The following is a 26,701-nucleotide window of genomic DNA, read 5'->3' on the forward strand; positions in this document are numbered from 1 at the left end:
AATGTCGGATGATATCGCCCCGATCATCGTCAAAAAGGTCAAGAAAGGCGGCCATGGCGCCCATGGCGGCGCCTGGAAGGTCGCCTATGCCGACTTCGTGACGGCGATGATGGCGTTTTTCCTGCTGCTCTGGCTGCTCAATGTGACCACGACGGAGCAGAAAGAAGGCCTCGCCGATTATTTCGCCCCGACCGCCGCGAGCCTCAGCCAGTCGGGCGCCGGCGGCCTCATGGGCGGAACCAGCATGCAGACGGAAGGCGCGCAGGTATCGAACCTCGGCGTTCCCTCGGTCGTCTCCAGCATCAAGCCGCCCGAGCAGGGCCGCAAGAACGAAGGCGCGGAAGCCGAGAAAACCCGCGAATTGGAAGAGGCGGAACTTCTCGAGAAACTCCGCAAGATCGAGGAAATGAGCTTCGAGCAGGCGCGCGAGCAGATCCGCCAGGCCATCAACAAGGACCCGGAGCTGTCCGGCCTCAAGGACCATATCATCATCGACATGACGCCGGAGGGGCTGCGCATCCAGATTGTCGACCAGTTCAACGAAAGCATGTTCGAGAGCGGCAGCGCACAGATTACGCCGCGCATTCGAAGCCTGGTTTCGATGATCGCCAAGTCGATCGAGGAACTGCCGAACAGCCTCTCGATCAGTGGTCATACCGACAGCGCGTCTTTCAATGGCGGCGATTATACAAACTGGGAGCTGTCCTCGGACCGCGCCAACGCCAGCCGCCGCGCCCTGCTTGATGCCGGGCTTGATCCGGAGCGGATCGAGAAGGTCGCCGGCCTTGCGGATACGGACCCGCTGATCGCCGATGATCCGTCCAATCCCGGAAACCGCCGCATCAGCATCATCCTGCTTCGGGAAACGCCGGTGCTGCCCGCCAACCTGAAATAGGCTACATCCGCCAGATCAGAAGCTTCGTTTTCCGCCGGTCTGCAACCTCGACAATCTCGTCGGGCGTCTGGCCGGGCACGGTAAAACTGTTGCTGATGAACAGGCTGCCGGGCCTCATCTCCGCTTTCGCCTTCTCGAACAGGCGCGGCATCGGCACCGGCGAGAGGAAGCAATAGACCACGTCATAGGCGCCAAGGTCGGCGCGGAAGATATCGCGAAACCGGAATTCGAGATTGGGCGCAGCCGAGAGCTTTCCAAGAACCCATGACATCGCGAACGGAAGCGGCGCCGTCTCGAGCCCGGTAAAGCGCGATTCCGGCCGTGCCGATGCCAGAGCGCGGAGCGTGCCGCCAAGACCGCTGCCCAGATCGGCGACATGAACCGGCCCCGTCGGCAACAGGCCGAGAACCGCCGCCGACGTGGTGCGGTTGGTGAGGAACAGCGGCACCCGCCCCACCGCCACATTCCAGAAGACGAGGAGAAGGAGCAGGAGAATGACCGGGAAGATCCAGCCCGGCAGATCGAGCGCCAGCGCGAGGAGCAAAAGCGGCGGCGCGACCAGCTGAGCGATCACGCAGGGCAGGGAAAAACCGACCCCCCGGGTGACGATCCCGGCGATCAGGCCCTGCGCGAGCGCGAGCCAGAAAAGCGGCGGCGGATAGCCAATGCCCGCCTCGACCACCGGGCGCAGAAGATAGAGCGCGCCGGCCACCACCCCCTGGATGGCGAGCGCCGCAAAAACCGGTGATCTGTCCCGGGTGGACAAGGCGAAAACCTGCCTCTGCCTAGCCGGTCGAGGCCGCGGCCCGGGTGACCGTCAACCCCTCGCGGATCGGCCAGTGCAGGACGCCGGAAAGAACGCCAAGGCCCACACTCATCCACCAGACGATATCGTAGGAGCCAAACATGTCGAAGGCGACGCCGCCGATCCAGGCGCCGAGAAACGCCCCGACCTGATGGCCGAAAAAGACGAACCCGAACAGGGTCGTCATATATTTCGGGCCGAACAGCACGGCGACCAGGCCCGAGGTCAGCGGCACCGTCGACAGCCACAACAGGCCGAGGGTCGCGGCGAAGACGATGATGGTGACCGGGCTGATCGGGATGAGGATAAAGGCGACGAAGAGCGCGGCGCGCAGGAAATAGAGCGTGCTGAGAAGGTACTTCTTCGAATATTTGCCGCCGAGATAGCCCGACGCCAGCGAGCCGATGACGTTGAAGAGGCCAACCACCGAAAGCGCGATCGCGCCATATTTCGGGGCGACATTCATATCGACGATATAGGCGGGCAGATGCACGGCAACGAAGGTCACGTGAAAGCCGCAGACGAAAAAGCCGAAGAACAGCAGCCAGTAACTGCCGTTGCCCGCGGCCTCCCGGATCGCGGCGGAAAGGCTGGCGGCACCGGCGGCGGCGCTGTCTTCCGCCCTTCCCCGCACCCAGGCGGAGGCCGGGATCATCAACAGCGCACAGCAGCCGATCAACACCAGCGCCATCGACCAGCCGTAACTGGACAGGAACGCCTGCCCCATCGGGACCATGAGGAACTGACCGAGGCTGCCGGACGCGCCGACAATCCCGAGCGCCATGGAGCGTTTTTCTTCCGGCACGGCGCGCCCGACGGACCCGATCACCACCCCGAAGCCGGTGCCCGACAGGCCAAGGCCGATCATCAGCCCGGCGGAGAGATGCAACTCCATCGCGCTGCCGGTCTGCGACATCAGGAACAGGCCCGCCGCATAGACAATGCCGGAGACCACCAGCGTCCGGCCGGAGCCATATTTATCGGCGATGGCGGAGGCGAAGGGCTGCGACAGGCCCCAGACGATATTCTGGATCGCGAGGGAGAGACCGAACACCTCCCGCCCCCAGCCGAATTCCGACGAAACCGGCTCCAGAAACAGGCCGAAGGCGGCGCGGGATCCCATGGCGATCAGGCTGATCAACCCGCCCGCCAGAATAAGAATGAGAATGGGCCGTGATTGCATCTGTGTTCCTTATCGTTGCCAACCTGCCGCGCCCGGAGACAGCAATGGATTATTGTATTTTAACCAGCAAGTACCATTTAAAAAAATATTGCAATACCAATTGTTGACGGAATGGAGGAAAACGGCCGACCATGAGCAAGTCAAACGGTCCCCTGATCGACCTATCGCCACTTGGGGGAAATGGCGGCCAGACCCGCAGCAGCGCGAGCGAGGCATTCAATCCCGACGATTTCGAATCCATCCGCCTGCGGCGTATCTTCGCCTATCTGATCGACGTCGTCTGCATCGCCTTCATCACCTTCATCGCAACCTTCGGCGCCGTGTTGCTGGGCGTTATCAGCCTTGGCGTTCTCACGCCGCTGCTGATTGTCATCCTGGCGGCGATCCCGCTGGCCTATCACACGCTGCTGGTCGGCGGACCGTGCAATGCGACGCTCGGCATGCGGTTCCTGAATGTGCGGATGGAACGCATGGACGGCGGCGCGCCCGACTATCTGATCGCCTTTATCCATGCGGCGCTTTTCTATTTCACGGTCGGCGCGACCTCGTCGCTGATCCTGCTGGTCTCGCTGTTCAACCCGCGCGGACGGCTGCTGCATGATTACCTGCTCGATACGGTAATCCGCCGCGTGCCGCTGTCGTCATAGGGCGTCGCGAATCTCGTAATATAACCGCGCGAGAGAAAGCAGCGGCCGCCGAAGCAAAGTGCCGCCGGGAAAGGGTTTGTGCGGAATGCGGGCGAAAACGTCGAACCGCCCCGCATCGCCCTTGATCACCTCGCCAAGAAGCCGCCCGACGATCGCCGAGAGCGGCACGCCCTGCCCCGAATAGCCCTGCGCATAATAGATATTGCCGCCGATGCGCCCGACATCGGGCAGGAAATTGCCGGTGATCGCCACCTTGCCGCCCCAGACATAGTCGATTTGCACGTCTTCAAGCTCGGGAAAGGTCGCCAGCATATTGCCGCGCACCGCTTCCCTCGGCGCGCCGCGGCCCATGACCCTGTCCCGCCCGCCATAGAGAAGGCGGTGATCGGCGGAAATGCGGAAATAATCGAGATTGTAATTCATGTCGGAGACGCAGGCCTCCGTCTTCATGATCCGGCGCGCCCGCGCCTCGCCGAGCGGTTCCGTCGCGATGATATAGGCATCGACCGGAATGATCTTGGTCGCCAGCGTCCGCTCGAGATCGCCGAGATAGGCGTTGCCCGCAAGGATGACATGGCGCGCGGTCACCGCCCCTGCCGCCGTCGTCACGACAGCGGCCGCACCCTCGCTAAGCGAGAGGACTTTTGACTTCTCGTAAATCTCGACGCCCGCCGCCACCGCCGCCGCGCCGAGGCCGAGCGCATAGTTGAGCGCATGCAGATGCCCACCCGCAGCATCGTACAGCGCGCCCTTGAACCGCTCGCTCACGACGATGTCACGAAATGCCTCCGTCTCCACCCAGTCATAGCTGTCATAGCCATAGACGGATTCGCAATGTTCCTTTTCCCGGATCAGCCAGTCGCGATGGCGCGGCTTGATGGCGGCGTAGAATTCCCCCGGCTGCAGATCGCAGGCAATATCATGGCGGCGAATGCGGTCTTTCAGGATGTGCGTCGCCTCCTCTGAGAAGTCCCAGAGCCGCCGGGCATCGGCGCGCCCGACAAGATGCTCGGTCTCGATCATGCCCGGCTGGTATCCCGTCGCGATCTGGCCGCCGTTCCGCCCCGAGGCGCCATAGCCGACCCGCTCCGCCTCGAGGATGATCACGGAAAAGCCGGCCTCTCGCAGTTCGAGTGCCGCGCACAGCCCCGTATAGCCCGCGCCGACAATGCAGACATCGGCCCGCCGGCTGCCTTCCAGCGGCGGAAAACCAGCCCTCGGCCGCGCCGTGGCCTCATAATAAGAGATGTTCATCTTGGTTTTTCTTCAAAGGTTTATGGCGGCCTGACACGAACAACGGACTTGCAAGATCGGAGACAATCTTCATGATGTAGACGTCAGAGTAGGATCTTCGCGAAGCTTTTACTCCGACGCGGGAAAACAGCAAGGATTAATTGTTGCCTATGGAAGTCGCTGGTTCGGTTTTTCATATCTGGGTGGTATTCGCCTTCATCGTCGTCGCGATCATCTTTTTCGCGAACGAGCGAATCGAGCTCGAAATTTCGTCGATCGGCATCATCGCCGGTCTGCTTCTTCTGTTTCATTTTTATCCCGTTTTGGACGCGTCGGGGAAAAATCTTCTCACGGCGCAGGACATTCTTGCGGGCATTGCCGATCCGGCGCTGATCACCGTTCTGGCGCTGCTGGTGGTCGGACAGGGGATTGTCCGCACGGGCGCCCTGGAACAGCCGATCCGCCGGCTTGTCGCGCTGCGCCGTCATCATCCGGTGCTGGCCATCGCCGTCGTCCTCTCGACGGTGCTGCTGATCAGCGCCTTCATGAACAACACGCCCGTTGTCGTCATCTTCATCCCGCTGATGACCGCGCTTGCCGAACGGCTGCACCGCTCCACATCGACCTTGATGATCCCCTTGAGCTACGCCTCCATCCTCGGCGGTATGACGACGCTGATCGGCTCCTCAACCAACCTGCTGGTGATGGCCGCCGCCGTGCAGGCGGGACAGCCGCAGATCACCTTCTTCGAATTTACGGTGCCCGGCGCCGTCCTCGCGGTGGTTGGGCTTCTCTATGCGCTGATTATCATCCCGCGCATCCTGCCCGACCGCGCCTCGATGAAGGGCGAGGTGATGGATGTCTCGGGCAAGCAGTTCATCGTCCAGATGGAAGTCGCCCCCGACAGCCCGCTCGTCGGCGAGCAGGCGGTGGCGGGCCAGTTCCCGAGCCTGCGCAACATCACCATCCGTTTCATCCAGCGCGGCGAGCATATCCTGCTGCCGCCCTTCGATGGCCTGACGCTGAAACCGGCGGATGCGGTGGTCTTCGCGGGAACCCGCAAATCGATCACCGAGGCCTTCGCCGACAATCCGCAAATCCTGCAGGGCTTCCTTGAGCCGGACAGCCCCGACATGGACAGCGCCAGCGAACTTAAATCGGTGCAGGACCAGACGCTTGCCGAAGCGGTGGTCGCGCCGGCGTCGCGCATGATCGGGCGGGCGCTCTACCAGATCAGCTTCCATTACCGCACCCGGTGCGTCGTCGTCGGCATCCAGCGCCGGTCGCGCATGATCCGCACCAGCCGGATGACCGATATCCGCCTTGAGGCGGGCGACGTCTTGCTGCTGCTCGGCAAGCGGAGCGATATCATGCGCCTGCGCAACAATCCGGACGTCCTTCTGCTCGAATGGTCGGCCCGCGAACTGCCGGCGACGGCCCTCGCCTGGCGTGCACGGGTCATTTTCGGCGCGGTGGTCGTCCTTGCCGCGACGGGCGTGCTGCCCATTGTCGTCGCCGCCGTCTGCGGCGCCACCGCGATGGTGGTCAGCGGCTGCCTTAATGTCTATCAGGCGAGCCGGTCCATCGACCGACGGATCCTGCTGCTGATCGGTGCCGCGCTGGGCCTCGGTGCGGCGATGCAGGCGACCGGCGGGGCAAGCTATCTCGCCCATGCCGTGCTCTCGGTGATGATGGGCGCGGGGCCGGCGGTCATCCTTTCCGCCTTTTTCCTGCTGGTCGCGATCTTTACCAATATTCTCAGCAACAACGCGACCGCCGTGCTGTTCACCCCGATCGGGATCAGCATCGCCCACGAGCTCGGCATCGATCCGATGATTTTCGCCTATACCGTGATTTTCGCCGCCAACTGTTCCTTCGCGACACCGATCGGCTACCAGACGAATCTTCTCGTTATGGGTCCCGGGCATTACAAATTTAGCGATTATTTCCGCGCCGGCGCGCCGCTGGTGTTGCTGCTTTGGATCATATTCTCGGTTTTCGCCCCGATTTATTATGGATTGATGTAGATTCGCGAAAATTATTTGGCCGTCCTATTTGCGAAAGACGGAAATCGCGTTACCTTTATCTCATGGGAAAAAAAACGAGACATATGACAAGATGAAACGCGTTGAAATCCCCTCGCGCTTCTTCTTCTCGACCCCGCCTGCCCCATGCCCCTATCTGGAAAACCGGCTGGAGCGAAAGGTGGTGACCCTGCTTGCCGGAGAAGATCCGGACGGCCTGCATAACACGCTCAGCCACGCCGGTTTCCGCCGCAGTCAGGACCTCGCCTACCGGCCCGCCTGCGATGGCTGCGACGCCTGTATCCCGATCCGGGTGCGGGCCCATAATTTCAAGCTCAAGAAATCTTTCCGCCGCATCTGGAAGACCAACGCCGACATCACGGCGACCATGATCCCCTCGAAGGCGACGCGGGAGCATTTCGAGCTGTTCCACCGCTATTTGCAATCCCGCCATTCCGAAGGCGGCATGGTCGATATGGATTATTCCGACTATCAGGCGATGGTGGAGGAAAGCCCGGTCCGCTCCAGGCTGGCAGAATTCCGGAAACCCGACGGCAGCCTGTTTGCCGTCTGCCTGATCGACGTGATGGAGGATGGCCTGTCGCTGGTCTACAGCTTCTTCGATCCGGAGGAGGACCGGCGGAGCCCGGGCAGCTACCTGATCCTGTGGCATATTTTTGAATGCGCCCGCCAGCGGCTTCCTTACGTCTATCTCGGCTACTGGATCGACCAGAGCCCGAAGATGGCCTACAAGAAACGCTTTTACCCGTCTGAAATCCTGACCCGCGACGGCTGGAAACTAATGGCCGAATAGGCCGCCCTAATCCCGTAACATCCGAACGCAAAATAGAGCGGCGATGGATCTCTCCACCGCCGCCGTTTTTTTATCTGCCGGCCGGGCCGACACTCGCCTAGAAGTAATGCGAGACGTTCCGGTGACCGGATTGGCAGGACGCCACGAAGAGCGCCTGATCATCGTCAAGCCGCCGCTGCTCGCGCAGGCCCAGCGTGCCCCGGATTGCTACTTCATAGCGTTCCAGTGTCGGCAGCAGGTTCGTCTCGGCGCGATTGCGCCAGTCGATCTGCTCCTCATAGGCTTCGAGGGTTGACGCCATCTCGGCAACGGCGCCCTCGACATCCGGTGTCTTGGCCCGCAATGCCCGGCGGACCTTCGACAGGCCGGAGGAAACGTCGGACGCCCCTTCGATGTCGTTAAGACGGCTGCTCAGGGCTTCGACGGCCTCGACCAGCGCCGCCGGATCACCGGAGGGAAGCTCTTCGCTGATCTTCATCAGATCCGGCTTGAGCGCCATATAATCGGCATTGCTCTTGAGGATCGCGATGGTTTCGGCAACCGGCTTGTAGCCCTCGCCCGCCGCACGGCGGAATTTGCCGCGAAGTATTTTCTCTTCTGTCAGCAGCTTCTTGAAGGCCGCGTAGGTTTGCTTCCAGTCGGCGGGGATCTGCGCGACAAGCTCGGCCCGTTCGGCCTCATGCCGGGCGACGGCGTCCTCCAGCTTCTTCTTGATGGCCGCATCCTCTTCCGAATGGATCCGGCTGATATCCGTCTTCAGGCGGCTGATTTCCTCGTCCAGGTCACGAATTTCCGACTCGGTCGCGCGGACGGTCTGCTGAACCGGCAGATATCCCGGGACCGCTTTCATCACGACTTCATCGGCCGCCCAGGACTGCGCCATGAGCTCGGGCGCCGTCGCCGCGGCGTCGAAGCTCTTTTCAAGATTGGACTTCAGCCGCTTCGGAAGATAATCGAGATTAAGCTGCCGTGCCTCGGCAATCGCGCTGTTGATCGCGGCGCCATTGGTCACGAACTGATCATGGATATATTCATCGACGCAGTAGTCCAGGCGCGGATTACGCGGCGGCGGCGCCGTCTCCGAGAGCAGCGACGAGCGGTTCGGCAGATAGTTCACCAGCTGCGGATAGAGCCCGACGATCAGCAGCGCGATCAGCTGCAGGGAGATAAAGGCGATAACCCCCTTGTACATGTCCACCGTCTTGACGATCGGCGGCGCCACACCGCGAAGGTAGAAGAGCGCGAAACCGAAGGGCGGCGTCAGGAAGGACGTCTGGATATTCAGACCGATCATCACGCCAAGCCAGACGGCGGTGATATTCGCCGACGGATCGGCCAGCAGGATCGGTGCGACGATCGGCACGACCACCACGGCAATTTCGATGAAGTCGAGGAAGAAGCCGAGGATGAAGATCACCGCCATGACGATGATGAATTTCGACCAGAATCCACCCGGCATGCTGTTGAGGAACTCACGCACCAGCTCCTCGCCGCCGAAGGCCCGGAAGGCCGCCGTCAGCATCGCGGCGCCGAGCAGAATGATGAAAACGAGCGAGGTCGTCTTCGCCGTCTCGATCATCACTTCCTGCAGGGTATTCTCGATCTTGAGCGCGCGGACGCTGCTCCAGCCGATGGAGACGATCAGCCCGACACTGCCGATCACGCCGAGGGCAATGCCAAGAGCATCCTTCGTTGAGGTAATAGACTTGACGTTGGGCTCGAACACCAGCAGCACAACGAAAATCAGCACAAGCGACGCAAGGCCGAGCAGCACGGGCGAGAAGGCCCCCTTCTCCCCGTCCTTGAGGCGATAGCCGGCCATCATGATGGCGCCGACCGCGCCGATGGCCCCGGCCTGGTTCACCGTTGCGATACCGGCGAGGATCGATCCCAGGACGAGAAAGATCAGGCCGAGCGGCGGAAACAGCGCTAGGGCGAGCTTGGTGAAGAAGGCCCTGTCAAAGGTTCCGCCATGCACGGCGGGGGCGACCTTCGGGTTGATCAGGGCATAGATCAGGATGAACAACATATAGATGCCGACGAGCAGCAGCCCCGGAACGAAGGCACCAAGGAACATTTCGCCGGCACTGGTGGAGACCACATCGAAGGAGGACGGCATGGAAAGTTCGCCGGTCGCGGACTTGAAAAGCGCTTTTCGCGCCGTGCCGGCCTGATCGACGGCGCTTGCCAGCTGGTCCGCGAGGATGATGAGAACGATCGACGGCGGGATGATCTGCCCGAGCGTTCCCGAGGCGGCAATCGTCCCCGTCGCCAGCGATTTGGAGTAGTTGTTGCGCAACATCGCCGGCAGGGAAATCAGGCCCATCGCCACCACGGTCGCGCCGACGATGCCTGTTGTCGCCGCCAGAAGCGCGCCCACGAACACCACGGAAATGCCAAGACCGCCCGGTACCGGGCCGAACAGCTGCGCCATGGTGACCAGAAGATCCTCGGCGATCTTCGAGCGTTGCAGCATGATCCCCATGAAAATGAACAGCGGAATGGCGATCAGCGTATCGCGCTCAACCTCCCAATAGACGCCGCGCAGGTTGGTCACGCCGGCGCTCAGCCATTGCCAGGGGCCGCCTTGCGCAAAATAGGCGTCGGGATTGCCGGTCGCGAAATATCCGAAAATCGCGGCGATAACCACGGTTACGATAGCCGAGCCCGGAAGCGCGAAGGCAACCGGATAGCCGGAGCCCAAGGCCAGGGCCATCAGGAAAATGAGGAGGGCGAGAAAGACTAGTTCCATGATTTTTACTCTATCCCGTCAACGAAGACTCATGGTCTTGATGACCCGGTTGTTCCAGATAATCGGCGACTGCCTCCATCATATAGCTGACGAACTGGATCAGCATGGTCACGGCGAACACCGCCAGGAATCCGGCCATCAGATATTTCACATGCATCCCGAAACCGGACTGGCTCACCTCGAAATTGGACATCGGGCTATAGAGGATGGCCGCCTTGTTGCCCATGCCGACAAACAGAATGGTCCAGCACAGGACGATCCCCATGAAGAAGGTGCCCACCGCATTGACGAAGCCCTTGGTCTTGTTGGTAAAGCCTGCATAAAAGACGTCAACCCGCACATGGCCTTCTTCAACAAGAGTATAGGCGGAGGCGAACAGGAAGAGAGCGGCGTACCAGAAGCGCACGAGATCGCCCATGAACGCCTGCTCGTAGGAAAAAATGAACCGCGTGATCACAATCAGCAGCTCCGCGAAGACAACCAGCAGGGCGAGCCACTGAAAGCCGAGCGTGCGCGAACGCAGCGCGATGAGCAGCGATAGGATAATCAGCGGGATATGGACATAGGGGCCGCGGAAATGCGCGCGTCCCAGATCCGCATTGAGCTGGTCGCTGATGAAATAGGGAAGAATGCTCTCGATCCGCAAAAAGGATATGGACATATCCACGATGCCGACAAGGAAAACGGCCCAGAAGGCCGCCCGCACAAGATAGGTATTGAAGCGGGTAATCATGGCGGCTTCATCGCGCAAATGGCGGCTCGCCGTTCTGCTGACCAGACCAAAGGCGAAGACGATCCCGGCGCCAAAAATGGCCAGCTGTATCCAGGATTCGGCTGTCACTTCACCGGCTGAAAATATCGGCGTTATGCCGGGCCACCCGAGAGTGAAGCTCAGGAAATTATTAAAAAAATAGATTGGTAACGCAACCAGCATGCACCAACCATAGACACGAACCGCATATTGCAGCCCGCGGTGCGATGCATAGACATCTCCCGCCATCGTCATGAGCGCCTCCCCATCGTAGAAGGGGCGAGATTATCATCCCGCCCCATTCCGCAACAATATGTCTTAAATCCCCAGAACGCGGTTTCGCTGATTGGAGAAGGCGACTTCCGCAATCTTCTGATAGCCGCCGATTTCCCGGAGGTTTTTCTGGAAAGAGTCGTCGATCTTCGTCGCGAGGGCGCTGTGGGCGCGGGTTTCTTCGAAGACCTCTGCCGCAGCTTCCGCAAAGGCGTCATAGACATCGTCGCTGAATTCCTTCAGGACAACACCGTTTTCGGTGATCATCTTCTGCAGATATTCACCGTTCAGAGCCTGGGCTTCTTCATACTGAGCCGCATGTTCTTCCATGCAGCAGACCGTGATCAGTTCCTGCTCCCACTTGGAGAGGCTTTCCCACCAGGATTTGTTCATCCCGAAGGCAAGTCCCCCACCCGGCTCATGCATGCCCGGATAGTAGTAGTACTTGGCGGCTTCGTAGAACTTCAGGAAGTAGTCGTTATACGGGCCAACCCATTCCGTTGCGTCGATCGCGCCGGAAACAAGGTTTTCATAAATCTGGCCACCCGGAAGCGAGACAACGGACGCGCCAAGCTTGGCGATCACGTCACCGCCGAGACCCGGCATACGGAATTTGAGACCCTTGAAGTCGTCAGCGGAGTTCACTTCCTTGTTGAACCAGCCGCCCATCTGGGTGCCGGTGGCGCCGCAGGCGAGAGCTTTCAGTCCGAACTCACCGGACATTTCATCCCAGAGAGCCTGACCACCCTTGAACTTGATCCAGGCGTTCCATTCCACCGTCGTCATGCCGAGCGGCACCGAGGTGAAATAGGCGAAGCCCGGATGCTTGCCCTTCCAGTAATAGTCAGCGCCGATATAGGCCTGGGCGTTGCCGGAGGCGACTTCGTCGAACGAGTCGAAGGCGCCGACACGTTCACCGGCAGCGAAGTAGTTGACCGTGATGCGGCCTTCACTGACTTCCGTGATACGTGCGCAGAGACGCTGGGCGCTGATCCCGAGACCCGGGAAGTCCCGCGGCCAGGTCGAGACAACCGTCATCTCCTTGCGTTCCTGGGCAATTGCCGGTGCCGCAAAAGGTGCGGCAGCAACGCCTGCGCCAGCAATCGCTGCGCCTGTTAAAAACTTGCGTCGTTCCATAAAATGATCCTCCCATTTTAACAACGAAAGACGGAACAAGTACCGTCCATCAGAATATGTAGCTATGTAACAGAATCGTCGCGTAACGACTTGGAACTGCTTCGATGCAGAACTCGTATTTTTCTGACATCTGAAGTCAGTCGTCTTTTCGCGAAATCTCCCTGTTGCTCGCATTTTGCAGGAAGATAAATCAAATACAAGGCAAATTTTCATATTCAAAAATTTGCATATTATTGGTTAATAGTAACACGAAGGATTAATTACACTAAATAATATATTGTTTTTTATTATATTTTTGATTTTGTAATAAAATTTCTCGCCGGGCGGGAGAGATTTTCTGTGATGAATTTTGCGGCCCGGCGATAAACGTCAAAGATGTTGACCTATATTGATCGGCCCTGCGCGCGCCCCTGCTTTTTGCGAATCCGTTTTATCCGCCCGCAGCCGGATTATCGCGAACCGGGTGCAGATACCGGACAAAGTTGCGTCCGCCGGGCGGCTCGCCTATAACGCCGGTATCGGAAATGCGTAAGGGCCTTCCCTCGCCAGCCAGAAAGAAGTTTGCGTGACCCGTCTTGCCTCCCTCGCCCATGCCCTCGACCGGTTAAGTGCCGCCCTTGGAAAATATGTTTCCTGGCTCGCGCTGTTCATGGTGCTGGCCGAGTTCACGCTGGTTCTTGCGCGCTATGTATTCGGCATCGGCTGGATCGCCCTGCAGGAAAGCGTGATCTACAGCTTTGCGCTGCTGTTCATGCTGGGGGCCGCCGACACGCTCCGCGGGGATGGCCATGTGCGCATCGATATTCTTTATGGCAAACTTGGCGACAACGGCAAGGCGCTCATCAATCTGCTCGGCAGCCTGTTCCTGCTGATCCCGGTCTCGCTCGTCATCCTGATCATCAGCTGGCCCTATGTCGCGGGTTCCTGGGAAATCGCCGAGGGATCGCGCGAAAGCTCGGGCCTTCCCGTCCTGTTTCTGCTGAAATCTCTGCTGCTCGCCTTCCCCGTCCTGATGAGTCTGCAGGGACTGGCCATCGCCCTGCGCGCGCTTGTCACGCTGCGGTCGGGGGGACGGCCATGATCCTCGCCGACATCCTCGCCATCGGGCTTTTCCTCGTCACCATCGCCAGCCTTATGGCGGGCTATCCCGTCGCCTTCACCCTGGCCGGCGCGTCCCTCTTCATGGCCGGGGTCGGCTGGGCCTTCGGCGCGTTCGACCTCTCCCTTCTCGGGGCGATCCCGTCGCGCATTTTTGGCGTCGCCATGTGGAACGAGACGTTGCTCGCCGTGCCGCTGTTCATCTTCATGGGGATCATGCTCGAAAAATCGCGGGTGGCGGAGGATCTGCTGACATCCATGGGGCAGCTTTTCGGCAAGCTCCGCGGCGGCCTCGGGATTTCTGTCTTTATCGTCGGTGCGCTCCTCGCCGCCTCGACCGGGATCGTCGGCGCGGCGGTCGTGACCATGGGGCTGATGGCGCTGCCGACCATGCTGAACAGGGGCTACGATCCGCGCCTTGCCGCCGGGTCCATCTGCGCCGCCGGGACCCTGGGGCAGATTATCCCGCCCTCCATCGTGCTGATTATCCTGGCGGAGCAGGTTTCCAACGCCTATGTCGCCGCGCAGTCCTTAAAAGGCAACTGGTCGCCGGAACCGGTCGCCGTCGGCGATCTCTTCGCGGGCGCCCTCATTCCGGGGCTGATCCTTGTCGGGCTTTACATTCTCTACCAGATCTTTATCGCCTTTTTCAAACCCGAAAGCTCACCGGCGGTGCCCATGAGCCCGAAGACCGAACAGGGCCGGAGCCCGGCGGGTGCGCTGCTCCGCTCCCTGCTGCCGCCGGTCCTCCTTATCATTGCGGTGCTGGGCTCGATCCTGATGGGAATCGCCACCCCGACCGAGGCCGCCTCGGTCGGTGCGGTGGGGGCGATCCTGCTGGCGGCGCTGCGGGCCGGCGGGCGGACGCTGCCCATCTATTCAAGTGGCGGCGCCATCCTGCTGCTGCTGCTGCTTGCCAATATCATCGATCTGAAACGGATTGCGGTTGACGGGGTCACGGCGGGGGCGGGTCTCGCCCTTCTCCTGATCGCCATAATCGTCGCCGGGCTGGCCCTCGCCCTCCTCCGCCTCACGCGCAGCGGCATCCTGAGGGAGGTCTACCGCGCCACCATGGAGATGACGGCGATGGTCTTCGTCATCCTGATCGGCGCAACGATTTTCAGCCTCGTCTTTCGCGGCCTCGGCGGGGACGAACTTGTCTATGACTTCCTGACCAACCTGCCGGGCGGGCGGTTCGGTGCGCTTCTCGTGGTGATGATCGTGATCTTCATCCTCGGTTTTTTCCTCGATTTCGTCGAGATCACCTTCGTCGTCGTGCCGGTCGTCGCGCCGGTGCTGCTGCTGATGGATATCAGCCCCATCTGGCTCGGCATCATGATCGCGCTGAATTTACAGACGTCCTTCCTGACCCCGCCCTTCGGCTTCGCCCTCTTCTATCTGCGCGGCGTCGCCCCGCCGGAGATTACCACGGGCATCATCTACCGGGGCGTGATCCCCTTTGTCGTCCTGCAGCTTGTGGCGCTCGGCCTGCTGGCGGCCTTTCCCGCGCTCGCGACCTGGCTGCCCGCCCTCTTGAGCGGCACCTAACAAAAACGGGCGGGACGCCGTTCAACGCCCCGCCCGCCTGCTACGCGAAATTTGCGGTTACTTGCGGAGTTTACCGATCAGCTTCCAGGCCATCGGCAGGACCGCAACGGCCAGCGCGATCTTGAAAACGGCCCCCGGAAGGAAGGGATACATGCCGACGACCAGCGCCTTTTCAACACCGGTGAAGGTGGAGAGCCAGGCGATACCGCCCGCGAAGATCACCGCCGTGCCGAGGGTCATGGCCAGCGCCGTCTTCAAGAGGGAGCGTCCCCAGCCCTTCTCGATCAGCGCGCCGACAAGCGCCGCCGCGGCGACAAAGGCAAAGAGATAGCCGGCCGTCGGACCGGCGAGGGAGGCAAGGCTGCCGCCATTCGCAAAGACCGGCAGGCCCATCGCCCCTTCGGCGAGATAAAGCGCCACCGTCGCCCCGCCAAGCCGCCAGCCGTATGCCGCGCCGATCAGGACCACGGCGAATGTCTGCATGGTCATGGGCACCGGCCACATGGGCACGGAAATCTGCGCGGAAATCGCCAGCAATGCGGTGCCGGCAACGGCAAGAACAGCCAGCCGGACGAATTTTCCCAGACGGGACGCGCGCGAATCCACGCTCCAGAGTGCGCCGATCAGGGTTGAAGAAGTCTCAGATGCAGCCATTTTGGTTCCTTTCACTAACTCGCCCGAAGGGGCCCAGAAGAGAGTAACGGTTTACCAAACAAACGTTTGACTATCAATCTGAAATTTACTTAACCTGTTAAAATTATTTAGATTTCCTCTTGTGATTCCGGAAATCCATTGCCCCCGCCACCGCGCGCGGATCGACATCGGCCCCGAAAATTTTCGTCTTCTGGATTTTCTGGGTGCCGGTGGTCGGCAGATCATTCAGGAACAGGATCCAGCCCGGCGTCTTGAAATAGGCGAGATTCTCATTCGAATAGTCGAAAATCTCCCGCGCCTTCTCTTCCGTTTGCTCGACCCCCTCCATCGGCACGATGCAGGCCATCACTTCCTCCTCGCGGAGTTCGTCCTTCACCGCGATCACCGCGACCTTGGCCACATCGTCATGGGCCTGCAGCACGGCCTCGACCTCGGCGGCGGCGATATTCTCGCCGGAGCGGCGAATGATATTCTTCTTGCGATCGACGAAATAGAGCATCCCGCTCTCGTCCTGGCGCACCGTATCGCCGGTATGGAACCAGCCGCCCTGCCAGGCTTCCTCCGTCGCTTCTTCATTCTTGAGATAGCCCGCGAAGAAGCCGCGGCGCGGATCATCGCCAACGCAACTGACCAGCAGCTCGCCCTCCGCGCCAACGGGCACATCCTGTCCCTTTTCATCGACAACGCGGGCCTGCATCTCGCCGGGGCGGCCGAAGGCGCGGGTATGGATCTGCCGGGGTTCGATGCAATCGGCATATATCCGCCCGGTTTCCGTCATGCCCCAGACCTCGACCAGCGGGAAGCCGAAGCGTTTCTCGAATACCTCATGCAGTTCCGGCTCAACCCCCGCGCCAAGACCAAAGCGCACGTTATGCGCCGTATCGAGATCGCTTTTCGGCTGGTTCAGCAGAAGCGGCGGCACCACGCCAAGATAATGAATGACGGTCGCGCGGGTCTCGGCAATCTCCTGCCACCAGGTAGAAGGGTGGAACCGGTCGGGAATGACCAGACAGCCGCCGGTGAGAATCATGCAGGTAAAGGTCACCGCGCCCGCATTCATGTGAAAGAGCGGCAGGGGATTATAGACCCGCTCCTCCCCCTCCCGGATCGTGGCGACGCCGCCGAGTTCCTTATAGGTCCGCCCGGCGGTCAGGAAATAGTCATTGGTCAGGATGCAGCCCTTCGGCCGCCCGGTCGTGCCGGAGGTATAGAGCAGGCTCACCTCGCTCATCAGCCCCGGCGCCTTGCCGGCATAGGGCGCGGGCCTCGGGCGCGGCATCGGCCCGCCGAACTTTTCGAAATGCACCACAGGAAGCGGGCGCGCCCGTTCCGACGCGGCGGCCTGCACATCCTTTGCCCGCTCCTCGATGGTCACGACAAGATCGACGTCGGAATGATCCAGCAGATAGCTCATCTCGTCATGCAGATAGTCCGGATTGACGGGCACGCAGGATACACCGAGGGAGTTTGCTGCCAGAAGATGCAGAAGATAGTCGGGCCGGTTTTCCAGCAGGAAGGCGATCCGGTTGCCATGGGAAAAGCCGTAATTCCGATAAATGCCCCTGAGGCGCTCGACCTCTTCCGCCGCTTCCGCATAGGTGATCTCAACGCCGTCGGGATGATAACTTCGTTTTTCGTAGGCCGGCACACAGAGAAAAGCGTTATCCGGATACTTTGCCGCCGTTTTACAAAAGGCGTCATAAACCGTTGTCATCATCCCCTCATCTAGCTGAATTTGTTATTCTTGCTAAAGCCGCGCGGCGGCAGCCGTCCCGCGTTTGCCCGCCGGGTGTACCAGCCGGTGAGGTCCGTCTCGGTGCGGGTTCGCTCGCCGGATTTCCAGGTAAGCCCCTCTTCCTTCGTGAAGGTCTTGATATCGGAGAGCCCGCCGTCCTTGTAGCGTTGCAAGGTAACGCCGCGGCCGCGGGTCATCTCGGCGATTTCCTCAAGCGCGAAGCAGTTGAGCTTGCGGTTGTCGCCGATCACCGCGACGCTGTCCCCCTCGACCTCGATGCAGAAGGCCGCCTCGACATCGCCCGAGACATTGAGCACCTGCTTGCCGTTGCGGGTCTGGGCGATGACGCTGTTCTCATCGACGATGAAGCCGCGCCCGTCGCTGGAGGCAACCAGCAGCCTGCGGTCCGGTTTATGAACGAAGAGCGAAACAATATCCTGGTCATTGCCAAGATCGATCATCAGGCGCACCGGCTCCCCATGGCCGCGCCCGCGCGGCAGCTTGTCGCAGCCGATGGTGTAGAAGCGCCCGTTGGTGGCAAAGAGAACCAGCTTGTCGGTGGTTTCCGCGGTGATCCAGAAGCGGCCCCGGTCGCCATCCTTGTATTTTTCGGAGCCATTCTCTTCCACATGACCCTTGAGCGCGCGGATCCAGCCCTTTTCGGAGCAGATGACCGTAATCGCTTCCTTCTCGATCATGGCTTCGAGCGGAATGTCGGGAAGTTCCTGCGCCTCGCCGATGCGCGTCCGCCGCTCGGCGATCTCCGGCTTCGCGGCGAGTGCCTTTTTCATATCGCGGATTTCATCGGAGATGGCGGCGCGCTGCAGATCCTCGCTCTCCAGCAAGGCCTCCAGCTCGCTCTTCTCCGCGCTCAATTTATCATGCTCGGTGCGCAGCTCCATCTCCTCCAGCTTGCGCAAGGAACGCAGCCGCATATTGAGGATCGCCTCGGCCTGGTTCTCGGTCAGCTTGAAGGTGTCGATCAGGCTCTGTTTGGGATGATCCTCCTCGCGGATGATGCGGATCACCTCGTCGAGGTTGAGGAAGACAATGAGATAGCCGTCGAGGACTTCCAGCCGCGCCTCGATCTTGCCGAGCCGGTTGCGGGAGCGGCGGACCAGAACCTCGAAGCGGTGATCGAGGAAGGCGAGCAAGGCCTCCTTCAGGCTCATCACCCGCGGCGTCTGCGTGGCGTCCAACACGTTCATGTTGAGCGAGAATCGGTTTTCGAGATCGGTCAGGCGGAACAGCCCCTGCATCAGCATCTCGGCCTCGACATTCTTGCTGCGCGGTTCCAGCACGAGGCGCACATCCTCCGCCGATTCGTCGCGCACATCGGCGAGGAACGGCAGCTTGCGCGTCTGGATCAACTCCGCGATCCGCTCGATCAGCTTGCTTTTCTGCACCTGATAGGGAATTTCGGTGACAACGATCTGGTAGGTCCCGCGCCCGAGATCCTCAACCTCCCATGTCGCCCGCTGGCGGAAGCTGCCGCGCCCGGTGAGATAGGCCTCGCGGATATTTTCCGGCTTCTCCACCAGCTCGCCGCCGGTCGGGAAATCCGGCCCCGGAATGAATTCCATCAGCTTGTCGATCCCAGCATTCGGGAACTTGATCAGATGCAAAAGCGCATTGGCCAGCTCGATCGCGTTATGCGGCGGGATAGAGGTGGCCATACCAACGGCGATCCCGGCGGAACCATTGGCGAGCAGGTTCGGGAAAGCGGCGGGAAGCACGACCGGCTCATGATCCTCCCCGTCATAGGTCGGGCGGAAATCGACCGTGTCCTGATCGATATCGCGCAGCAGCATCTCGGCGATGATCGTCAGGCGCGCCTCGGTATAGCGCATGGCCGCCGCGTTATCGCCGTCGATATTGCCGAAATTCCCCTGCCCCTCGACGAGGGTGTAGCGCTGCGCGAATTCCTGCGCCAGCCTGACCAGCGCGTCATAGACCGACTGATCGCCATGGGGATGATATTTACCGATGACGTCACCGACGACGCGGGCGCATTTCTTGAAGCCCGAATTGGGATCCAGCTTCAGCATCCGCATCGCATAGAGAAGGCGCCGGTGCACCGGTTTCAGTCCGTCGCGCACATCGGGAAGCGAACGGGACATGATCGTTGACATCGCATAGGCGAGATAGCGCTCGCTTATGGCGTCCTTCAGCGAGGTCGGGACGATCTCGCCGGGTCTGACAGGGGAATGGTCACTCATGCCCCCTATATACCACCTGATTTTGCTTTGGGGAGGGAAAAATTAGAGGCTGTCATTTTCCGGTATTTTTTTTGCCCCGGCCGCCTCGTAACGGCGGCTCAGCGCCGTCATCATCCGCTCCCGCGCTGACAGATGAACCGCCGGATGATGTTCGCTCATGAACTTTTCGACGAAATATCCGGTCAGCCGCAATCCGTTCAGGATATCGGCATCGGCAATCTCCTCCTCCTCCGCCGCCGTCAGGGATCGCAGGCCGAGAAACGCCGGCAGCGGCAACAGCCGGTCGCGATAGGGCTCGCCCGCCTGCCGGCTGACCGCGCGGCCGGATTTCGGCGAGACATAAATAAGGTCCGTCGTCACCCCGCTCGCCGCGCATTGCGTGAGATCGAGACCATAGCCGATCTCGCCGAGCAGCCCGAGTTCCCAGCGCGCGAGAAGCAGCGGCCAGATCCCCGGGGAATCGGCAAGCGAGTCGAAGAGCAGCATCGTCGCGTCAAAGAGCGCCGCATGGGCCTCGCGTTCCGGCAGGACGATATCGAGCAACGCCAGCGCGGAACTCGCCCCGGCCAGCGCATCCGGGGTGTCAAACAGGTCGCTCGCGCGGGATTTCCGGGGTTCGACGGTAAAGGCGCCAAGCTGGTCGGCGATGCGGCTCCGCCAGGTCAGCTCGACCTCGTTTCCCGGTTGCAGGATGCCGCGCAGGCGCCGCCCGACGCCGCCGCGCACGAGCCCGGCGTAGCGCCCGTAACCACGGGTAAAGGCATGAATGATCACGCTGTTTTCCCCATGTTTGCGGACGCTGAGGATGAGGCCGCTGTCGTTCCACTGCATTTGCAGAGCCTAGCAGATCGCCCCGCCCTTCCGAACAAAATTCGTCGCCGCTTTTTTCTCACAAGCACCGCGGCAAAGGCGTCAATCGAGCATTAAATGAGGATGGACTGATGCCGCTAGACGCCCATATCGCCCTGATCAGCACCCTTACAGATAAGACTCTTCATTACCAGGAGCTGGCGACCGAGGGCATCGAATGGCCCACGCCGCCGCCGGACGTGCTGGCCCCCTTCAAATACCATCGTTGCCGCTGCACGGGACCGACCTCGGGCTACCAGATCGCGCTCAAATATGACGGGCTGATCTGCCGCATCGACGTCACGGCCTGGGGGATTTCCTACCGCAAATCGACGCCGACCTACCAGGACATGGAGATTATCCAGATCACCAATTCCTCCCCCTACCGGCTCGAGATCGTGTTCATCTGACGGGTCCTAAAAAATATATTGCAATTGCGAAAGAATTTTTTTAAGAGCTTGATTTCAATCAATGCTGCATGTGCGAGATATCCTAACCTGCGCGGCGAAGGATGGGCCGTCCCTAATGGAGGCCCCGTGCATTTGAGTTAAGTGGAATAGACGATGGCATTTTTATCCGGCCCCAAATCCAAGCGCCGCAAAATAGATATTCCGGTCACGCAGTTGAAAGAAGCCGCCATGATCCTCACGTTCCCGGCCGGTTTTCTGCTTTGGGCGGTTACATCCTACTTTTAAAAAGAGCATCGCCGTGCGCTAGTTCCGCACTGGAATCCAGAGTTCAATTTCTCCCTCACCGGTTTCGGGGTTGAACCGTTCATCGTACCGTTCAAAAAACGGGCTCTCCGCGCGAATAATGCCTGATTGCGGCAACCAGTCCGTAAAAATTGCCTGCATGGTGGTTGGTACATCTGCAACCGACCCTTTATGCAAGAAAACAGCGTAACGGGCGGACGCCGGCTCGAGCAGGACCAAACCCTTCGGCAGTGGCACTTTACCGGTTACTTCAATCCCAGCCATATAGTCCAAGGTGTTCGCCGCATCATCAATCTTTATTGTAACGCCATAAGTGGCATGGGCTGCTTCATTTTCGAGCGGCAAATGCGATACAAAGTCCTGCCATTGCGCCGGGATAGAATCGGAAGCGGACGCAGTAGAATGGATCCGCCGCAAGCCCGCCAGCACAAATGCCTCCCGGTCATCAAATCGGATAGGTTGGATAATGGGCATGGCATTCCTCCTAACGACGATCACAGACCGGCATTATGGCGAAATGTGGTTCGAACGCCTATAATTTTTTGCGCCTTGACGCCCGCTGCTCACTGATCCAACTTGGGTTTCAGGATTTCGGTGACCACGCCCGGGTTTGCCTTGCCCTGCGGCGCCTTCATCACCTGGCCCATGAAGAAGCCGAAGAGCTTGTCCATGCAGCCGCGATATTCCGCCACCTTGTCCGGGTTGGCGGCAATCACCGCGTCAACCGCCGCCTATATCTTCGCCTTTCCGGTTGTCATGCTGGTCTGGGCGGTTCAGTCCTGCAGTTAAGGCGGTTTCAGTCTCACAGCCTCCGTCCACAATCGTCTGATGAATAGCGCCGCGATGGCGTTTCAATTCATTCTGAGCAAGACGGAGACGACATGACGACAACATATCCTTACTGGCATGGTTACCCGCCAACCGCGCCGGACGCCAACCCGCATAATCCGCTGAACCTGCCGGATCGATATTTTCCGGCGCTCGGCCATCCGGGGTATCATCCCGGCACCCGGCATCCCGCCGTCGCGCCGGCGCCGGCGCCGGAACATTATACGACCCATTACCCCAATCCACCGTATGACCAGTATATCCACCATGCCCTGACACCCGCCCATCCGGGTCCGTCGCCCCATGTGCATCAGGTGCATCATCACCATCATCATCACCACTACCATCACCATCATCCCCATCATGACGGCTTTACGCTGCATATCCGGATGATCACGGTCAGCGAGGATTCGACGAAGGTGCTGTGGATCTGGCATGTGACGGATTCGGGCCGCACCCTCGTCAAGAGCACACGGAAAATCCACCATACCTTCACCGAATGCATTACCGATGTCGCCGGCCATGAGGAGGTGAAGATCCTCGCCGAGCATGAAGACTATACGAAGAAGAGCTGGGTCTGGCGGATCATCGACCAAACCGGCCAGATCATCAAGACCTCGGCGGTCATTCACAAGACGGTCGATAAATGCATCGAGGATGTGCGCCAGCACGGCGACATCTCGCAGCCCGCGGCCTAGTGGGGAGAAACCGATGCGGCGGCAACCACCGCCGCCGCATCACTGTTGTTAGCCGTCGAGCTTGGGTTTCAGGATTTCGGTGACGACGCCCGGGTTTGCCTTGCCCTGCGTCGCCTTCATCACCTGCCCCATAAAGAAGCCAAACAGCTTGTCCTTGCCGCCGCGATATTCCGCCACCTTGTCCGGGTTGGCGGCAATCACCGCATCGATGGCCGCCTCGATCGCGCCGGTATCGGAGACCTGCTTGAGGCCCTTTTCCTCGACGATATCGGCGGCTTTCTTGCCGGTGTCGAACATCTCCTCAAAGACCTCTTTCGCGATCCGGTTGGAGATGGTGCCGTCCTTGATCAGGTCGATCAAATCACCGAGCGCCGGCGCCTCGACCGGGCTGTCCGCCAGGTCCTTGCCCGTCCGGTTGAGATGGCCGAACAGCTCCCCGATCACCCAGTTGGCGGCGAGCTTGGCATCGCGTCCCTCGGCCACGGCCTCGAAATAATCGGCGACCTCCTTCTCGGCGACCAGCACCCCGGCGTCATAGGGCGACAGGCCGAGGTCCTTGATAAAGCGCGCCTTTTTCGGATCAGGAAGCTCGGGCAGGGTCTCGCGGATACGCTCGATAAAGGCGCCGTCGAATTCGAGCGGCAGCAGATCCGGATCGGGGAAATAACGATAGTCATGCGCCTCTTCCTTGGAGCGCATGGACCGCGTCTCGCCCCGGTCGGGATCATAAAGCCGGGTTTCTTGCTCGACCGTGCCGCCGGATTCGAGGATATCGACCTGGCGGTTGGCCTCATAGATGATCGCCTGCTGCATGAAGCGGACGGAGTTGATGTTCTTCATCTCGCAGCGCGTGCCGAATTCCTCGCCGACCCGGCGAACCGAGACATTAACGTCGGCTCGCATGGAGCCTTCCTCCATATTGCCATCACAGGTGCCGAGATAGCGGACGATGCTGCGGATCTTCTTCACATAGGCGGCCGCCTCCTCCGGCGAGCGCATATCCGGCTCCGAGACGATTTCCATCAGCGGCACACCGGAGCGATTGAGATCGATGAAGCTCATGCTCGGATGCTGGTCATGCAGGCTCTTGCCCGCGTCCTGTTCCAGATGCAGGCGGGTGATGCCAATCTCCCGCGTCTCGCCGTCTTTCAGGTCGATGAGGATCTTGCCCTCGCCGACGATCGGCTGCAGATACTGGCTGATCTGATAGCCCTGCGGCAGGTCGGCATAGAAATAGTTCTTGCGATCAAAAACCGAGAATTTGTTGATCTTCGCGTTGAGCCCGAGCCCGGTGCGCACCGCCTGCTCCACCGCCATCTCGTTGATCACCGGCAGCATGCCCGGCATCGCCGCATCGACGAAGGAGACCTGGCTGTTGGGCGCGGCACCGTATGCGGCGGAGGCGCCGGAAAAAAGCTTCGATTTGCTGGTCACCTGCGCATGGATTTCGAGGCCGATTACGACCTCCCAGTCCCCGGTGGCGCCCTGAATAATCATACCCATCGTTATCCCCTCCACCAGTCGGTCGGTGTGGCGGTAAAGGCGGCGGCCTCTTCCAGAACGCCGGCCGCGCGGAACACGGTTTCCTCATCAAACGGCTTGCCGAGCAGTTGCAGGCCGAGCGGCAGGCCCTCCGTCGACAGCCCCGCCGGCACCGAAATGCCGGGAAGACCGGCCAGGCTCGCGGGCACCGTGAAGACGTCGTTGAGATACATCTCCAGCGGATCGTCGCCCTTCTCGCCAAAGCCGAAGGCCGCCGACGGCGCGGTCGGGGTCAGGATCACATCGACATTGAGATAGGCCTGCTTGAAATCCTCGGCGATGCGGGCGCGGACTTTCTGCGCCTTCAGGTAATAGGCGTCGTAATATCCGGCAGAAAGCGCATAGGTGCCGATCAACAGGCGGCGCTTCACTTCCGCCCCGAAGCCTTCGGCGCGGGTGTTGGCATACATCTCGTTAAGGTCCTTGCCCTCAACCCGGAGGCCGTAGCGCACGCCGTCATAGCGCGCGAGGTTGGAGGAGGCCTCCGCCGGCGCGATGATGTAATAGGCCGGCAGCGCATATTTCGTATGCGGCAGGCTGATGTCGACGATTTCCGCCCCGGCGGCTTTCAGCCAGTCGATTCCCTGCTGCCAGAGCGTGTCGATTTCCTCGCTCATGCCGTCAAGGCGATATTCCTTCGGGATACCGATTTTGAGGCCCTTGATATCGCCGGTCATCGCCGCCTCGAAATTCGGGACGGGCATATTGACGCTGGTGCTGTCTTTGGGATCAAACCCGGCCATGGCCTCCAGCATGATGGCGGTATCGCGCACCGTGCGGGCCATCGGCCCCGGCTGATCGAGGCTGGAGGCAAAGGCTACCACGCCCCAGCGCGAGCAGCGCCCGTAGGTCGGCTTCATGCCGACAATCCCGGTAAAGGATGCGGGCTGGCGGATCGATCCGCCGGTGTCCGTTCCCGTCGCACCCATGGCGCTGAAGGAGGCAACGGCACTGGCCGAACCTCCCGACGATCCACCCGGCACGAGGGCGCTCTCATCGCCCTCACGGCGCCAGGGGTTGACCACATTGCCGTAATAGCTCGTCTCGTTGGAGGAGCCCATGGCAAATTCGTCAAGATTGACCTTGCCGAGCATCACCGCGCCCGCGTTCCAGAGATTGGCGGTGACAGTGCTCTCGTAATGCGGGGTGAAGCCATCGAGAATATGCGAGGCCGCGGTTGTGAGCACACCCTTCGTGCAGAAGAGGTCCTTGATGGCGAGCGGGATACCGTCAAGCTTGCCCGCCTCGCCTTTCGCCCGGCGCGTGTCCGAGTCTGTCGCCGCCTCCACCGCCTGCTCCGGCGTTTCCGTGATATAGGCGTTGAGCGGTTTCGAGGCCGTCATCGCCGTGATATGGGCGGCGGTCAGCTCGCGCGAGGAAAAATCGCCTTTTTCAAGACCGGCGCGCGCCTCCGCGATTGTCAGTTTTGTCAGGTCACTCATTATTCGATCACCTTCGGCACGGCGAAATATCCATCCTCGCCGCTTGGCGCATTGGCGACGATATCCTCGACATAGCCGCCGTCGGTCACCTCATCGGCGCGCCAGCGCAGGCGCATCTCGGCGACCGAGGTCATCGGCTCCACGTCCGCTGTATCCACCTCGCCGAGCTGTTCCACCCAGCCCAGAATATTGTTCAGTTCGGCCGCCATCGGTTCGAGGTCTTTTTCCTCGACCTTGATGCGGGCCAGATTGGCTACCTTTGCCACAGTGGCTTTATCAAGCGACATCTGTCACCCTTTGCTATAAAAGAAGCTGTCCGGAGGGTCGGCCCGGACGGTCTCCAACTCGAAAATTGGCGCCAAGCCGACGTTGGCTGCAAATTAGCGTAAGCAATGCTTCTCGACAACCCCACCCACTTGAAACATCTCGTGCCCAGGGACAAGCGGCTGCTCGGCATGGATCCGGGCACGAAAACCATCGGACTCGCGATTTCCGACGCCGCCTTGAAAGTGGGCACGCCCCTTATGACAATCAAGCGGACAAAGTTCAAGGCGGATGCGGAAGAAATTGCCAAAATCATCGACAAATGGAAGATCGGCGGTTTCGTCATCGGCCTGCCCGTCAATATGGACGGGAGCGAGGGGCCGCGCTGCCAGTCGATTCGCCAGTTTCAGAAAAATCTCGAGGAATATTTCGACCTGCCGATGTGCTTCTGGGATGAACGGCTCTCGACCGTTGCCGTGACCCGCAGCATGCTGGAAACAGATACGTCGCGCGCGAAACGGGCGAAATCCGTCGATAAAATGGCCGCCGCCTATATCCTGCAGGGCGCGCTCGACTCCTTGCGATAAAAAATCAACT

The 26,701-nt window shown here is 60.5% G+C and carries 24 protein-coding genes and 1 pseudogene; 10 read left to right on the forward strand and 15 right to left on the reverse strand.

Going from position 1 to position 26,701, the window contains the following annotated elements:
* The first annotated feature begins 1 nt into the window (after window position 1).
* A complete protein-coding gene (gene motB, locus GQF03_RS04275; protein WP_161337924.1) occupies window positions 2-895 on the forward strand; it encodes a flagellar motor protein MotB in 894 nt (297 codons plus the stop codon).
* Window position 896: 1 nt separating this feature from the next.
* Here motB and GQF03_RS04280 read toward each other — a convergent pair whose 3' ends face one another.
* Both GQF03_RS04280 and GQF03_RS04285 read right to left on the reverse strand, forming a co-directional pair.
* Window positions 897-1,661: a class I SAM-dependent methyltransferase gene (locus tag GQF03_RS04280; protein ID WP_161337925.1), complete on the reverse strand. Its 765-nt coding sequence runs from the start codon at window positions 1,659-1,661 to the stop codon at window positions 897-899.
* A 19-nt stretch (window positions 1,662-1,680) separates the two neighbouring features.
* On the reverse strand, window positions 1,681-2,883 hold the full coding sequence (locus tag GQF03_RS04285) for an MFS transporter (RefSeq protein WP_161337926.1): 1,203 nt from the start codon (window positions 2,881-2,883) through the stop codon (window positions 1,681-1,683).
* A 131-nt stretch (window positions 2,884-3,014) separates the two neighbouring features.
* Here GQF03_RS04285 and GQF03_RS04290 point away from each other — a divergent pair, with 131 nt between their 5' ends.
* The gene (locus GQF03_RS04290) at window positions 3,015-3,530 is read left to right on the forward strand and encodes an RDD family protein (protein WP_161337927.1); all 516 of its coding nucleotides are present in this window, start codon (window positions 3,015-3,017) and stop codon (window positions 3,528-3,530) included.
* Here the strand turns inward: GQF03_RS04290 and GQF03_RS04295 are convergent.
* The gene (locus tag GQF03_RS04295) at window positions 3,525-4,784 is read right to left on the reverse strand and encodes an NAD(P)/FAD-dependent oxidoreductase (RefSeq protein ID WP_161337928.1); all 1,260 of its coding nucleotides are present in this window, start codon (window positions 4,782-4,784) and stop codon (window positions 3,525-3,527) included. The two genes, GQF03_RS04290 and GQF03_RS04295, sit on opposite strands and share 6 nt — an antisense overlap.
* A gap of 149 nt (window positions 4,785-4,933) precedes the next feature.
* On the opposite strand from GQF03_RS04295, the gene GQF03_RS04300 reads away from it, so the two are divergent.
* Window positions 4,934-6,790, forward strand: coding sequence for an SLC13 family permease (locus GQF03_RS04300; RefSeq protein ID WP_161338113.1), 1,857 nt, complete (start codon window positions 4,934-4,936; stop codon window positions 6,788-6,790).
* A gap of 91 nt (window positions 6,791-6,881) precedes the next feature.
* On the forward strand, window positions 6,882-7,601 hold the full coding sequence (locus GQF03_RS04305) for an arginyltransferase (RefSeq protein ID WP_161337929.1): 720 nt from the start codon (window positions 6,882-6,884) through the stop codon (window positions 7,599-7,601).
* Between the two features lie 97 nt (window positions 7,602-7,698).
* Here the strand turns inward: GQF03_RS04305 and GQF03_RS04310 are convergent, their stop codons facing one another.
* From GQF03_RS04310 to GQF03_RS04320, 3 genes are all read right to left on the reverse strand, one after another.
* On the reverse strand, window positions 7,699-10,353 hold the full coding sequence (locus GQF03_RS04310) for a TRAP transporter large permease subunit (protein ID WP_161337930.1): 2,655 nt from the start codon (window positions 10,351-10,353) through the stop codon (window positions 7,699-7,701).
* A gap of 10 nt (window positions 10,354-10,363) precedes the next feature.
* A complete protein-coding gene (locus GQF03_RS04315; RefSeq protein ID WP_161337931.1) occupies window positions 10,364-11,359 on the reverse strand; it encodes a TRAP transporter small permease subunit in 996 nt (331 codons plus the stop codon).
* A gap of 63 nt (window positions 11,360-11,422) precedes the next feature.
* Window positions 11,423-12,514, reverse strand: coding sequence for a TRAP transporter substrate-binding protein (locus tag GQF03_RS04320; RefSeq protein ID WP_161337932.1), 1,092 nt, complete (start codon window positions 12,512-12,514; stop codon window positions 11,423-11,425).
* A gap of 565 nt (window positions 12,515-13,079) precedes the next feature.
* On the opposite strand from GQF03_RS04320, the gene GQF03_RS04325 reads away from it, so the two are divergent.
* Entirely contained in the window at window positions 13,080-13,595 is a 516-nt protein-coding gene (locus GQF03_RS04325) for a TRAP transporter small permease subunit (protein WP_206376221.1), read from the forward strand.
* Window positions 13,592-15,160 (forward strand): TRAP transporter large permease, encoded by a 1,569-nt coding sequence (locus GQF03_RS04330; RefSeq protein WP_161337933.1) that lies wholly within the window; start codon window positions 13,592-13,594, stop codon window positions 15,158-15,160. Before GQF03_RS04325 ends, GQF03_RS04330 begins: the two co-directional genes overlap by 4 nt.
* A gap of 57 nt (window positions 15,161-15,217) precedes the next feature.
* Here GQF03_RS04330 and GQF03_RS04335 read toward each other — a convergent pair whose 3' ends face one another.
* The 4 genes from GQF03_RS04335 to recO all read right to left on the reverse strand — a co-directional run bounded on the left by GQF03_RS04335 (window position 15,218) and on the right by recO (window position 20,599).
* Window positions 15,218-15,814: a biotin transporter BioY gene (locus GQF03_RS04335; protein ID WP_161337934.1), complete on the reverse strand. Its 597-nt coding sequence runs from the start codon at window positions 15,812-15,814 to the stop codon at window positions 15,218-15,220.
* 103 nt (window positions 15,815-15,917) lie between these two features.
* Entirely contained in the window at window positions 15,918-17,531 is a 1,614-nt protein-coding gene (locus tag GQF03_RS04340; protein ID WP_161337935.1) for an AMP-binding protein, read from the reverse strand.
* 8 nt (window positions 17,532-17,539) lie between these two features.
* A complete protein-coding gene (parC, locus tag GQF03_RS04345) occupies window positions 17,540-19,768 on the reverse strand; it encodes a DNA topoisomerase IV subunit A (RefSeq protein ID WP_161337936.1) in 2,229 nt (742 codons plus the stop codon).
* A gap of 42 nt (window positions 19,769-19,810) precedes the next feature.
* The gene (gene recO / locus GQF03_RS04350) at window positions 19,811-20,599 is read right to left on the reverse strand and encodes a DNA repair protein RecO (RefSeq protein WP_161337937.1); all 789 of its coding nucleotides are present in this window, start codon (window positions 20,597-20,599) and stop codon (window positions 19,811-19,813) included.
* A 110-nt stretch (window positions 20,600-20,709) separates the two neighbouring features.
* Between recO and GQF03_RS04355 the strand changes: the two genes are divergently transcribed.
* The gene (locus tag GQF03_RS04355; RefSeq protein WP_161337938.1) at window positions 20,710-21,027 is read left to right on the forward strand and encodes a hypothetical protein; all 318 of its coding nucleotides are present in this window, start codon (window positions 20,710-20,712) and stop codon (window positions 21,025-21,027) included.
* A 153-nt stretch (window positions 21,028-21,180) separates the two neighbouring features.
* Window positions 21,181-21,312 (forward strand): hypothetical protein, encoded by a 132-nt coding sequence (locus GQF03_RS18990; RefSeq protein WP_277346467.1) that lies wholly within the window; start codon window positions 21,181-21,183, stop codon window positions 21,310-21,312.
* Window positions 21,313-21,330: 18 nt separating this feature from the next.
* Here GQF03_RS18990 and GQF03_RS04360 read toward each other — a convergent pair whose 3' ends face one another.
* A complete protein-coding gene (locus tag GQF03_RS04360; RefSeq protein WP_161337939.1) occupies window positions 21,331-21,804 on the reverse strand; it encodes a GyrI-like domain-containing protein in 474 nt (157 codons plus the stop codon).
* Between the two features lie 89 nt (window positions 21,805-21,893).
* Window positions 21,894-22,058: pseudogene (gatB, locus tag GQF03_RS04365) on the reverse strand (Asp-tRNA(Asn)/Glu-tRNA(Gln) amidotransferase subunit GatB); the annotation flags it as partial.
* 153 nt (window positions 22,059-22,211) lie between these two features.
* Between gatB (GQF03_RS04365) and GQF03_RS04370 the strand changes: the two are divergent.
* Window positions 22,212-22,856, forward strand: coding sequence for a hypothetical protein (locus GQF03_RS04370; protein ID WP_161337941.1), 645 nt, complete (start codon window positions 22,212-22,214; stop codon window positions 22,854-22,856).
* 48 nt (window positions 22,857-22,904) lie between these two features.
* Here GQF03_RS04370 and gatB (GQF03_RS04375) read toward each other — a convergent pair whose 3' ends face one another.
* From gatB (GQF03_RS04375) to gatC, 3 genes are read right to left on the reverse strand one after another with little or no spacing between them, the layout of a single operon-like run.
* Window positions 22,905-24,359 carry an Asp-tRNA(Asn)/Glu-tRNA(Gln) amidotransferase subunit GatB gene (gatB, locus tag GQF03_RS04375; protein ID WP_161337942.1) on the reverse strand — a complete coding sequence of 485 codons (1,455 nt, stop codon included), beginning with the start codon at window positions 24,357-24,359 and terminating at the stop codon, window positions 22,905-22,907.
* 2 nt (window positions 24,360-24,361) lie between these two features.
* A complete protein-coding gene (gatA, locus tag GQF03_RS04380; protein ID WP_161337943.1) occupies window positions 24,362-25,840 on the reverse strand; it encodes an Asp-tRNA(Asn)/Glu-tRNA(Gln) amidotransferase subunit GatA in 1,479 nt (492 codons plus the stop codon).
* The gene (gene gatC, locus GQF03_RS04385) at window positions 25,840-26,127 is read right to left on the reverse strand and encodes an Asp-tRNA(Asn)/Glu-tRNA(Gln) amidotransferase subunit GatC (protein WP_161337944.1); all 288 of its coding nucleotides are present in this window, start codon (window positions 26,125-26,127) and stop codon (window positions 25,840-25,842) included. The genes gatA and gatC overlap by 1 nt, the downstream gene beginning before the upstream one ends.
* Before the next feature lie 105 nt (window positions 26,128-26,232).
* On the opposite strand from gatC, the gene ruvX reads away from it, so the two are divergent.
* Entirely contained in the window at window positions 26,233-26,691 is a 459-nt protein-coding gene (gene ruvX, locus GQF03_RS04390) for a Holliday junction resolvase RuvX (RefSeq protein ID WP_161337945.1), read from the forward strand.
* Window positions 26,692-26,701: the final 10 nt, after the last annotated feature.

Source organism: Sneathiella chungangensis, assembly GCF_009882935.1.
GTDB lineage: Bacteria > Pseudomonadota > Alphaproteobacteria > Sneathiellales > Sneathiellaceae > Sneathiella > Sneathiella chungangensis.

Excerpts from the sequence above, each read along its gene's own strand:
- motB (WP_161337924.1), top strand. The coding sequence starts at position 2 with ATGTCGGATGATATCGCCCCGATCATCGTCAAAAAGGTCAAGAAAGGC.
- GQF03_RS04285 (WP_161337926.1), bottom strand. The coding sequence starts at position 2,883 with ATGCAATCACGGCCCATTCTCATTCTTATTCTGGCGGGCGGGTTGATC.
- GQF03_RS04290 (WP_161337927.1), top strand. The coding sequence starts at position 3,015 with ATGAGCAAGTCAAACGGTCCCCTGATCGACCTATCGCCACTTGGGGGA.
- GQF03_RS04295 (WP_161337928.1), bottom strand. The coding sequence starts at position 4,784 with ATGAACATCTCTTATTATGAGGCCACGGCGCGGCCGAGGGCTGGTTTT.
- GQF03_RS04300 (WP_161338113.1), top strand. The coding sequence starts at position 4,934 with ATGGAAGTCGCTGGTTCGGTTTTTCATATCTGGGTGGTATTCGCCTTC.
- GQF03_RS04305 (WP_161337929.1), top strand. The coding sequence starts at position 6,882 with ATGAAACGCGTTGAAATCCCCTCGCGCTTCTTCTTCTCGACCCCGCCT.
- GQF03_RS04310 (WP_161337930.1), bottom strand. The coding sequence starts at position 10,353 with ATGGAACTAGTCTTTCTCGCCCTCCTCATTTTCCTGATGGCCCTGGCC.
- GQF03_RS04315 (WP_161337931.1), bottom strand. The coding sequence starts at position 11,359 with ATGACGATGGCGGGAGATGTCTATGCATCGCACCGCGGGCTGCAATAT.
- GQF03_RS04320 (WP_161337932.1), bottom strand. The coding sequence starts at position 12,514 with ATGGAACGACGCAAGTTTTTAACAGGCGCAGCGATTGCTGGCGCAGGC.
- GQF03_RS04330 (WP_161337933.1), top strand. The coding sequence starts at position 13,592 with ATGATCCTCGCCGACATCCTCGCCATCGGGCTTTTCCTCGTCACCATC.
- GQF03_RS04335 (WP_161337934.1), bottom strand. The coding sequence starts at position 15,814 with ATGGCTGCATCTGAGACTTCTTCAACCCTGATCGGCGCACTCTGGAGC.
- GQF03_RS04340 (WP_161337935.1), bottom strand. The coding sequence starts at position 17,531 with ATGATGACAACGGTTTATGACGCCTTTTGTAAAACGGCGGCAAAGTAT.
- parC (WP_161337936.1), bottom strand. The coding sequence starts at position 19,768 with ATGAGTGACCATTCCCCTGTCAGACCCGGCGAGATCGTCCCGACCTCG.
- recO (WP_161337937.1), bottom strand. The coding sequence starts at position 20,599 with ATGCAGTGGAACGACAGCGGCCTCATCCTCAGCGTCCGCAAACATGGG.
- GQF03_RS04355 (WP_161337938.1), top strand. The coding sequence starts at position 20,710 with ATGCCGCTAGACGCCCATATCGCCCTGATCAGCACCCTTACAGATAAG.
- GQF03_RS18990 (WP_277346467.1), top strand. The coding sequence starts at position 21,181 with ATGGCATTTTTATCCGGCCCCAAATCCAAGCGCCGCAAAATAGATATT.
- GQF03_RS04360 (WP_161337939.1), bottom strand. The coding sequence starts at position 21,804 with ATGCCCATTATCCAACCTATCCGATTTGATGACCGGGAGGCATTTGTG.
- GQF03_RS04370 (WP_161337941.1), top strand. The coding sequence starts at position 22,212 with ATGACGACAACATATCCTTACTGGCATGGTTACCCGCCAACCGCGCCG.
- gatB (WP_161337942.1), bottom strand. The coding sequence starts at position 24,359 with ATGGGTATGATTATTCAGGGCGCCACCGGGGACTGGGAGGTCGTAATC.
- gatA (WP_161337943.1), bottom strand. The coding sequence starts at position 25,840 with ATGAGTGACCTGACAAAACTGACAATCGCGGAGGCGCGCGCCGGTCTT.
- gatC (WP_161337944.1), bottom strand. The coding sequence starts at position 26,127 with ATGTCGCTTGATAAAGCCACTGTGGCAAAGGTAGCCAATCTGGCCCGC.
- ruvX (WP_161337945.1), top strand. The coding sequence starts at position 26,233 with ATGCTTCTCGACAACCCCACCCACTTGAAACATCTCGTGCCCAGGGAC.